Genomic DNA, 8,811 nt, shown 5'->3' on the forward strand with positions numbered 1-8,811 from the left:
GCTAACGCTCATTGACAGCCTGCCGGTACCGGTCTGCCACTTGGCGTGGGTGCATTTTTGTCGCGAGCTCCCGGGTATTGCCAGCTCCGGTCATGATGCTCTTCGCTCATCAGGCCTACTACGGTTTGCGGCTGCATCCGTGGACACGTCGCTGGGCGTGATCACCGCCGCCGCCCTAGCACGCGCCGATGCGGCTGATCTTGCCCTTGCGCCTGAACTCCAGGCCGGCCAGAGCGGATGGGCTTTGGGGGACGGCGCATACTGGAGTCCATGCCTGCGGGAGGATCTGGCGACACGGGGCTTGCTCTACTGGTGTCGCCTCGAGGAGCGGCGGCGAGTACGGGAGGCCGGCCGCACTGGTTCGTGCAGACACGACGCAGGATTGAGACCGTCCTGAGCCAGCTGACCTAGCGCTATCATGCTAAGCGGATGTGGGCACGGGGCGTGTGGCACTTGATGGCCCGGTGGCTGCGCAAGCTCGTCAGCCACACGATGGCGCTACTGCTGCGTCAGCGCAGTGGTCTCTCGTCGCTCGCCTACGCCAAGCTAATGACGGCCCAAAACCCGCTCACCGAATTAGCTAGGTTTGAGATGGCCGGGTCGAGACATCTTCTCGCGCTTACGCTGCTCGTGGATGCGAATATGATTTCCATGGGTTTAACGCTATATAATCCAGCCTCGCTGGTGGTTTCTCAGCAGTGCTCTGAGGATTCCTCAAAAGAAGGGTGGCAAGTATCTTGGAAAACCAGCCATTAGGCGATAAGGGAACCGAAATCAAATTGAACCCGGATGATGCAAGTTGATTGAGAGCAGCTCTGAGAAAGAAATAACGGTGTCGGTCGTGGTTCCTGTGTATTCTGGCGCCAAGTATCTATTAACACTGTTCGAATCATTGCGGCAGTTGCGTAGTCGGTGGCTCGACGAGGGATCTCCGCTAAAATTGACGGAGATTATATTTGTCGACGACGCTGCAATCGATACTTCACCCGATATTATTGATAACTTGTCACGCGAACATTCGTGGGTGGCATCTATTCATCTTTCACGCAATTTTGGTCAGCATCCAGCAACAGTCGCTGGGATTCTGCATACATCTGGAGATTGGGTTGTAACAATAGACGAGGATCTTCAGCATCCGCCGAATCGGATCAACGATCTCTTCCGAAAGGTGGCACACGGTGGTTGTGACATCGTTTACGCTAATGCTGAGGAGTCGGTGCACGAGAACCATGTGCGCGATCTCGGATCGGTTCTCTACAAGAGGTTGATTGAGAAGTTTAGCGGCAATCCGAATGTGCGGCACTTCAATAGCTTCCGTTTGATCCGTGGATCTGTGGCGCGCGCAGCTAGCAGTGTCTGTGGGCACGATACATATTTTGACGTAGCTTTATCTTGGTTTACCCAGAGGGTTGGAGTCGTTCGCATGCAGCTAAAAGACGAGCGATTTATTCGGGAGGGAAAAAGCGGCTACCGATTGTCGAAACTTCTGTCCCACGCGAGGCGGATGCTTATGTCTAGTGGGGCAAAAATAACCCGAATTGGAGGTCTAGCGGGATTGTCTGTGGTCATCTTGAGTTCTATGGCGGCATTGATTTTGTTCGTCTCTCGAGTGTTTCTCTATTCAGAACCGCTTGTGACCGCCGGTTGGACTTCAATTATGTTAACAATGCTTTTCCTTGGGGGAACAGTCACATTCCTGATAGGCATCGTCTTAGAGTATCTTTCGCTGTTAGTTCTAAATGCGCATGGCAAGCCGATATTCTTCGTAGTCGATAGAAGTACAGACATAGCTTTGGCTGAGTATTTCCGTTTGGATAAACAATGATCATCCTCAAACGTTGCTATTCTAATGCTGGAATTGCGTCTAAGCAGATTATTGCTCTGTTCGGTGCTGGATTAGTTGGGCGTTCGATTGTTGCCTATGCGAGCAACGTTCTTGGGTTCGAACAACGACAGTTCTCTTTTGATTGGAAGCACTCAAGTCAACGGGCTCACGACGCTTTGGCAATTGAGAGATATATATTAAATGAGGGGCGTGAATTTAATGCGGCATTGATAAGAATAGACGTCATCTGGTCAGCTGGAAAGGCAGGTTTCAATTCACAGCTGGTAGATCTTGAGCCCGAACTAGCTGCCTACACGGATGTTCTTAAGCTGAGCGCGCGCCTTTACTCACAGCTTCCCGAAGTACGTCACGCATTTCATCTTCTTAGTTCTGCCGGCGGCATTTTTGAGGGTCAGCGTAACGTAGATCAAATGAGCGTCCCGCACCCACGACGCGCCTATGGCGTAGCTAAAATAAGACAGGAGGTCCACCTTTCTCAGCATTTACCGTTTGTGACGAGGCAAATCTATAGGCCGAGTTCTATTTACGGCTTCGCAGGAACTGGTGTTCGGTTGGGATTAGTGAATGCGCTAGTGCACAACGCGCATCAGGCGCGGGTCTCCCGGATCTTCGGTGAGCCGAGTACAATACGCGATTATGTTTTTGTGTCAGATATTGGTAGGTTTGTGGCTGAGCGGTGCGTTACACCTTTAGGGGAATCAAGCGTATTCTTTTTGGCTAGTGGTAAACCGAGCTCGATGTTTGAGATGCTTTCGAAGATTGAACATGCCCTTGGTAGGCGGCTCTACCTTCAATTCGATCCCAATCCGTCTAATGCAAGTCACATTAGCTTTGCTCAAAGCGTCTTACCTGTCGGCTGGCTGCCAACCGACCTCAATGTGGGTATCCGCCAAACGGCGCGGCAGCTAATGAGTTCGTTTGCCCAGCCCGCCAGAACCTAAGCCGTGCTAAATACTCATGCACGCGAAACTCATCGTAAGCTTCGAATTTTCATTTTTTTGGGCTAGAGCATCGGACTGAAAGTCGGATCCGCAACACCCCAGCCCTCTCCGTTGTGCAGAGGTGCGAACCGGGCGGGTCCGACAAAGCGTCCGATGCTCTAAAATCTTCTCCTAATACCGCGTATTAAAAGTGCCTTTCCTATTCGACATCTCCATCTCTAATAGAGACGGTGTAGCATGGGAAGACATTAGGGACCTTGTGTCTGTGAATACGATTTGCAGCCTGAAAGATACATTTCCAGATGGCTCGAACCAACTCTGTTCGCTCACGACGCTGGACAATCCGACATTTTTCCAGATAAGCCCATGCTTCCAAAAGGAGTCAATCATCCAAAAATGAGACTTAAGCTCAACCTCACATTCGTGACTACGCTGTTAATACTATTTTTGTCCTATGGAGTGACAACTATCGTATTCAGAACCAAACCAACTAGCGACTTCCTATACTATTGGATACTAGCTCATGACGCTTCGGTCTATCACAAAGGTGGTGTGCTTGGTATTCTCTATAGCCCGCTAACTAATATACCAGCCTACTGGGCCGCCTTTACCATTAATGGAGCGCTCGGAGCCGCCGCAATTGTTTGTCTGTGGGCATTCGCGAGATCCGCTCCTGCTACAGAGCCGGTCCTTCTGAGGTTGTGGTCAGGCGCAACGCTTGTCTTGGCCATTCTTGCTTGCGCTCCTATGGCTCCAGTGGTATCGACCGACCTTCCATCTCTATTTTTGTTCGTAATTGGTCTCTCCATCTACCTTTTAGTGGAGATTGCTTTTGTCGGGGCAGTAGGGTCTATGTCTCGCGTGGGCCTCCTAGCTTTGGCAGGCCTTGCGCTTGGGACGTCAGCCTCCCTTCGCCAAACATATATTGTGATTGCTTTTGTTCTCCTGCCAACAATTGCCTTCGTCTTGCAAAAGCGACTACGTCAAGAGCACACTAAAGCAAGCGGAGTCGGCAATATCGTCCAAATTCGGGCCTTCATATTATCGACGCTGCTCGTATTGATTATCGCAACCACGGCTCTCATCACATTCGAATTCCTGCTCCTCCGCGCCTCTAAGGCCAGAGATTTTGCCCCTTCTGTAGTGCGATCTGTAATTTCTACAGGGCATAATCTGACGCAGGATAGATCGTGGTGTGGCGGTTGGTCCATGGAGCTTTCGCGTGTAGGACGTCAGCGTGCGACTGAGCCGTTACTCCATTTCACATGGGAGAGAATGCGTAGCACAGGTTGGTCAAATCTACCAGTACTTTACCGGTGTAAACTTCGTCGCTTCCTTGGGTTCGCAGAGTTTGGAGCAGAATGGGCTCTTTATGCACCGAGTGGATCTAACGAGCTGCTCGCTGAAGCTATTAATGTTCCTATTGAGACAATAAATAGTGCAGCAACACAATCCGAAGTTTTGAGATCTCCGGAAGAAATTCGCTTCTTGATACAAATCGCTCCGATCTACCTAAGCTTTTATGAAACCATTGGAACCTTACTTAAAGCAGCAGCAGCCGCAATGGTAATTGGCTATTCTTTGACGGCGCGGCGAACCTATGGATCCGGGGCTGGTCTGGTGGTCTTATTTGTGGCCGCCTTGCCATTTTTTGCGCTAGTTGGGCTGCATGTTCTGCTGTTTGAGGTTCAGGCTCGATACGCGTTACCAATGTGGCTCTTACCACCTCTATCCGGTTGGCTTGCTTATCGTTGTTTTCAGAGGGTTCTTCCGGATTCCCGCGTCGGCGGTGTCTAAACTATCTATAGCTTATGTGTTTGACGGGCCGCAGTTCGTCCATGGGCTGTGCTAATGACGGCTACTCCGCTCGGTTCACGTTCGAGAGCATCCAGATCCTCCGTCAGATCCGTCACCTTTTGGGCGTGATAACTCGGTCCTTATCCAGCCGCCGAATATGGTTAAAGGCGTCGGCGCAGTCGCGGGCAACGCCTTAAACTCTCTGCCATGGTGATGCTCATATTCCTTTTAACTGCGAAGCTTCGGCCAGCATCTTGAGCAACGATGTTCCAGATTTCCTTGGCATTGGCCAGTCAACTATCGGCCAATGCCAAGGCGCTGTACCTTTGGCAATGCCGACCCAAAAACCAGGGCGAGCGGTACAAGCTTGGAATAGTGTTTCTGCTCAGCCGCATGATGCGCAGGTGAGCCCTTAGATAAGGCACGCCGTAATAGAGCGATCTTGGGAACATGGAGAGAGCTGCTGCTTGCCTCCCCGGTCTTCAGCGCGGCGCAGCAAACGGCTGAGCTTCTCGCCGGCCGCCTCCCCGGGCTCCGCCTTTGGGCTCGCCACAAAAAGCCTTCGTTGACTCAAGGCTTTAATTCTCCATCTTGTTGCGGTCGGGACTGCTTCGCTCAGAATGGTCGGCTGATGGGGAACCGGCGCGTTGGCTGGGTTGCTGGAGCAGGGCCGAAGAGGTATAGCGGCGTTTGACGGAAATCCGGTCAGGCTCGCTGGCTGGAATGTCCTTCCCTGGCGAAAGGCGCGGCACTATAGCGCTTTCCGGAGGTATGTGGTCTGGATCAATGCCCTTATAGAAGGGGCCGCGCTGTCCCGTGAGTCTGAAGCCGAGATTTTCGATGCACAAAGATACGTTGCTGAAAAAGCTGAACGACAAGACCGCCGTGATTGGTATCGTCGGACTGGGCTATGTCGGTCTGCCGTTGTCTCTTCGATATGCCGAGGTCGGGTACAAGGTCGTCGGCTTCGATATCGACCAGAGCAAGGTCGATGTTCTGAACCAGGGGCAGACCTATATCGAGCATATCGGCTCGGAGGGGATCGCCAGGGCGATTGCCAGCGGGTTCGAGCCGACCTCCGATTTGTCCCGCGCCCGTGACGTGGATGCGCTCATCCTGTGCGTGCCGACCCCTCTCAACAAATACCGGGAGCCGGATCTCAGTTTCGTTCTGAATACAGTCGATGCCCTCGTCCCGCATTTGAGGGCTGGCCAGGTCATGTCCCTGGAGAGCACGACCTATCCCGGTACGACGGAAGAGGAGTTGCGCCCGCGGATCGAGAAGGCCGGATTCACTGTCGGCGAAGACGCGTTCCTCGTGTTCTCGCCGGAGCGCGAGGATCCTGGCAACGCCAAGTTCAGCACGCACACCATTCCCAAGGTGTGCGGCGGCAGCACGCCGTCCTGCCTGGAGGTTGGCCTGGCGCTTTACGGGCAGGTGATCAACACGGTCGTTCCGGTGAGCTCCACCCAGGCGGCCGAACTGACGAAGCTTCTCGAGAACATTCATCGCGCGGTCAATATCGGCCTCGTCAACGAAATGAAGATCATTGCGGATCGCATGGGAATCGACATCCATGAGGTGATCCGCGCCGCCGCAACCAAGCCGTTCGGCTTCGTTCCGTACTTTCCGGGACCCGGTCTCGGTGGCCATTGCATTCCGATCGATCCCTTCTACCTGACCTGGAAGGCGCGCGAGTACGGCCTTCACACGCGCTTCATCGAGCTTGCCGGCGAGATCAACAGCACGATGCCGGAATGGGTGGTGGAGAAGATCGCCGATGGTTTGAACGAGCGCGAGAAGCCGATCCGCGGCAGCCGGATCCTCGTGCTCGGCATCGCTTATAAGAAGAATGTCGACGACATGCGGGAGTCGCCGTCGGTCGAGCTGATGACGCTCCTTCAGGCAAAGGGGGCGGAGATCGCCTACAGCGATCCGCACGTCCCGGCCTTCCCAAAGATGCGGCGCTATTCGTTCGATCTCAAAAGCGTCGAACTGACACCGGAGACGCTGGCAGGCTACGATCTGGTGCTGCTCGCCACGGATCACGACAAGTTCGACTACGACACCATCGAAAAGCACGCCAAGCTCATCGTGGATACCCGAGGGCGGTACCTGGGCGTTCGCAGCAATGTGGTGAAGGCCTGATCCCGCAGGTGCGGAATTCTGAAATTGTACCATTGCCTGGTCGTTGAACGCAGGCGGAAGGAGAAGACGTTTGGTGTTGCAGGTTGATAGCCCCAGCGCGGACGACGGATTCAAGGACGCGAAGTCGAGAACGGTCGGTTCGCAAGTGCTGGAGGTCCTGCGCGAGGTTCGAGATGGGTGGCGTTGGCGCGAACTTTGGATGACGCTAGGTTGGCGTGAGGTCCAGATGCGCCACCGCCGTTCGGAGATCGGGCCGTTCTGGAATACGCTCAGCCTGGCTTTCGTGGCGATCTGCATCGGTGGCTTGTACGGTGGGATCATGTCGCGTCCCACGTCAGACTATATCCCGCACCTCGTGACAGGGTATATGACATGGGCGTTTCTGCAGGCGCTGGTGATCGAGGGCAAGGATGCCTTCGTGAGCAACGCCGCCGCCATTAGGGAGATCGCCGTCCCTGGAACGGTGTATGTCTATAAGCTTCTCTGGAAGAACCTGATCATCCTCGGATTCAATTCTCTCGTTTACATCGGGGTGCTCGTTCTCTACCAAGTATCGCCGTTTCCGGCCGTATTTCTCGTGGTTCCGGCGTTGGCGCTCGTGTTGTTCAACGGGATTTGGGTGAGTCTCCTGCTGGGACTCATCAATGTGCGCTACAGAGACTTCGGTCAGCTGATCCCGAATGCGATGCGTCTCGCTTTCTTTGTAACCCCCATTCTCTGGTATCCAGACAGCGTCAGTGGGCTCCGGGCCATTTTCGTGTACCTTAACCCGTTCTACTACTTCATTGAACTGGTGCGTGCGCCGCTTCTGGGACAAGTGCCGGGCGCCTTAATCTGGACCGTAGCCAGCGGCATCACGCTGGTCGGCTGGGGCATTACACTGCCGATCTACGCCCATTGGCGTCGGCGGATTGCGTTCTGGATTTAGGGGCGGATCATGGCTCTGATCAAGCTTGAGAACATATCGCTCGAATTTCCAGTTCAGGCGTGGAAGTCCGATCGGCGACGCTCATCGAAGGACGAGAGGCACATCGGCGGGCAACTGTCCTCGGGGCAGTCGGGACACATGGTGGTGCGTGCCCTCGATCAAGTGTCGCTCATGTTGGGAGCAGGCGATCGTCTTGCTCTGTTGGGGCACAACGGGGCGGGCAAGACCACACTTCTGCGCGTGATGGCCAAACTTTATGCGCCGACGCATGGACGGGCGACCATTCAGGGCCGCGTGGCGCCGCTGCTGAACCTCGGCTTCGGCATGGACATGGATTCCACCGGCTACGACAATATCTTCATTCGCGGCCTGTTCCTCGGAATGAGCAAGGCCGAGCTGAAGAAGAAGGCTGACGCCATCGCCGAATTCAGCGAGCTGGGAGATTTTCTCGATCTTCCCATGCGCACCTATTCCTCGGGCATGCGGGCACGCTTGGCTTTTGCCATCTCCACCCATGTCGAGACGGATATCCTGCTTCTGGACGAGGTCGTCGCGACGGGCGACGCGCGCTTCCTGAAGAAGGCGAACGAAAAGTTGGAGACGTTCGCCCAGGAGTCCAAACTTCTCGTCCTGGCCTCGCACTCCAACAAGGTCCTGCGGGACCTGTGCAACAAGGCCGTCCTGCTGGAGCACGGCCGCATCAAGGCTTTCGGGGATCTCGAAGAGGTCATCGAACAATATTCTGCCGCCGCCGGTGTGGATTCCAGGGACGGATGACGGCTCATGGCGGTATCGGGATGGCACCTCCAGGATCAGGGACATCATGCGAGCGGTCGGATCGCGTCGAAATCCGCATGGCCATGCGCGTCGCCGGCTCCGAGATCGCTGAGCGGCAAGGCCCTGGGTCGATGAGCCGGGATACGCAGCAGTCCCTGAGCCCGGAAGCCGAAGCGGGCGCCATGGCCGAGGCCGCGCCCCTGCACGTGCAGATCGAGCGGCAAAGGGAAGAGATCGCCGTGCTCCAGGCCACGGTCCGCCGCCTGCAGGCGGAGGTCAGGGGGCTCCAGGGGTCCTTGTCCTGGAAGGTCACGCGGCCGTTGCGGGCCCTGGCCCGCGGCCTTCCCGGACCGGCAGCAGCGGTCCAACGCATA

At 55.1% G+C, this 8,811-nt stretch carries 8 protein-coding genes; all 8 read left to right on the forward strand.

The window, feature by feature from the left end:
* Nucleotides 1-456 precede the first annotated feature (456 nt).
* The gene (locus tag OC446_RS12225) at nt 457-756 is read left to right on the forward strand and encodes a hypothetical protein (protein WP_262029299.1); all 300 of its coding nucleotides are present in this window, start codon (nt 457-459) and stop codon (nt 754-756) included.
* 76 nt (nt 757-832) lie between these two features.
* Nucleotides 833-1,825, forward strand: coding sequence for a glycosyltransferase (locus tag OC446_RS12230; protein ID WP_262029300.1), 993 nt, complete (start codon nt 833-835; stop codon nt 1,823-1,825).
* A complete protein-coding gene (locus OC446_RS12235; protein WP_262029301.1) occupies nt 1,822-2,787 on the forward strand; it encodes an NAD-dependent epimerase/dehydratase family protein in 966 nt (321 codons plus the stop codon). Before OC446_RS12230 ends, OC446_RS12235 begins: the two co-directional genes overlap by 4 nt.
* Before the next feature lie 396 nt (nt 2,788-3,183).
* Nucleotides 3,184-4,584 carry a hypothetical protein gene (locus tag OC446_RS12240; protein ID WP_262029302.1) on the forward strand — a complete coding sequence of 467 codons (1,401 nt, stop codon included), beginning with the start codon at nt 3,184-3,186 and terminating at the stop codon, nt 4,582-4,584.
* An 840-nt stretch (nt 4,585-5,424) separates the two neighbouring features.
* Nucleotides 5,425-6,732, forward strand: coding sequence for a nucleotide sugar dehydrogenase (locus OC446_RS12245; protein WP_262029303.1), 1,308 nt, complete (start codon nt 5,425-5,427; stop codon nt 6,730-6,732).
* Nucleotides 6,733-6,805: 73 nt separating this feature from the next.
* Nucleotides 6,806-7,660, forward strand: coding sequence for an ABC transporter permease (locus tag OC446_RS12250; protein ID WP_262029304.1), 855 nt, complete (start codon nt 6,806-6,808; stop codon nt 7,658-7,660).
* Nucleotides 7,661-7,669: 9 nt separating this feature from the next.
* Nucleotides 7,670-8,437, forward strand: coding sequence for an ABC transporter ATP-binding protein (locus OC446_RS12255; protein ID WP_262029305.1), 768 nt, complete (start codon nt 7,670-7,672; stop codon nt 8,435-8,437).
* A gap of 77 nt (nt 8,438-8,514) precedes the next feature.
* Nucleotides 8,515-8,811, forward strand: a 297-nt coding sequence (locus tag OC446_RS12260) for a hypothetical protein (protein WP_262029306.1), incomplete at its 3' end; no start/stop codon positions are given.

Origin of the sequence: Microvirga sp. Mcv34, assembly GCF_024519725.1 — a bacterium.
Classification (GTDB): Bacteria; Pseudomonadota; Alphaproteobacteria; order Rhizobiales; family Beijerinckiaceae; genus Microvirga.